This window comes from Streptomyces sp. M2CJ-2, assembly GCF_016757295.1.
Lineage (GTDB): Bacteria > Actinomycetota > Actinomycetes > Streptomycetales > Streptomycetaceae > Streptomyces.
On record NZ_JAESIF010000247.1, the window covers coordinates 1 to 1,067 of the forward strand.

Genomic DNA, 1,067 nt, shown 5'->3' on the forward strand with positions numbered 1-1,067 from the left:
TCACGATGTCCGGCACGAGGCGTTCGACTTCACATCACACTTCCGGGAGGACCTCTACGCCTGCCTGACCCGGCGTGGTGACACCCTGTTCGAGCTCTGCGACGCGATGCTCTGCGAGAACGGGCCGGTGACCTCGCCGGTGGACCTGACGCTGCTGGCCGAACACCGTCGCGGACACGGCGCGCTCTACGACGCGCTGAACCACGGCCGCATCGACGCCGCCCGGTTGCGCCGCGCGCTGGCCGTGCTCCCGCAGCCCAAGGCCGCCGACAACCGGCTCGTCCTCGCCGTCGACGTCAGCCACTGGCTGCGACCCGACGCCCCGTGCAGCCCGGACCGCCTGTTCTGCCACGTCTACGGACGCAGCGGACGCTCCAGTGACCAGCTGATCCCGGGCTGGCCGTACTCGTTCGTCGCCGCTCTGGAGAGAGGACGCACCTCGTGGTGTCAGCTGCTGGACGCGCTCCGTCTCGGCCCCGACGACGACGTCGCCGCGGTGACCGCCCGCCAGGTGAGCCGGGTGGTGGCCGACCTGATCGACGGCGGCCAGTGGGAGGACGGCGACCCGGACATCCTGGTCGTCTTCGACGCCGGCTACGACGCCCCGCGCATGGCCTACCTCCTCAAGGGCCTGCCGGTGGAGGTCCTGGGGCGGATGCGCGCGGACCGGGTGATGCGCAGGCCCGTCCCTGCCACCTGGACACAGCCGAGGCAGGGAGGCCGGCCGCCGAAGCACGGTGCGGAGTTCCGCTTCGCCAGGCCCGACACCTGGGGCGAGCCGGACCAGGCGACGGTGCAGGTCACCGACCGGTACGGCACCGCCCGGGCGATGGCCTTCGACCGCCTCCACCCGAAGCTGACCACCCGCAGCGCGTGGATCGACCACACCGGTGAACTCCCCCTCATCGAGGGCACTGTGATCCGACTCGAAGTCGACCACCTGCCCGGCGGCCAGGACCCGCTGCCCGTCTGGCTGTGGTCCTCGAAGACCGGCATGACCAGCGAGGATGTCGACCTGCGCTGGCAGGCGTTCTTGCGCAGATTCGATCTGGAGCACACCTTCCGCA

1 protein-coding gene is annotated in these 1,067 nt (G+C 70.9%); it reads left to right on the forward strand.

Features of this window, described 5'->3' with window-relative positions; genetic code table 11:
• Positions 1 to 64 precede the first annotated feature (64 nt).
• The coding region (locus tag JL475_RS39110) for a transposase (RefSeq protein ID WP_202282944.1) at positions 65 to 1,067 on the forward strand (1,003 nt) is incomplete at its 3' end.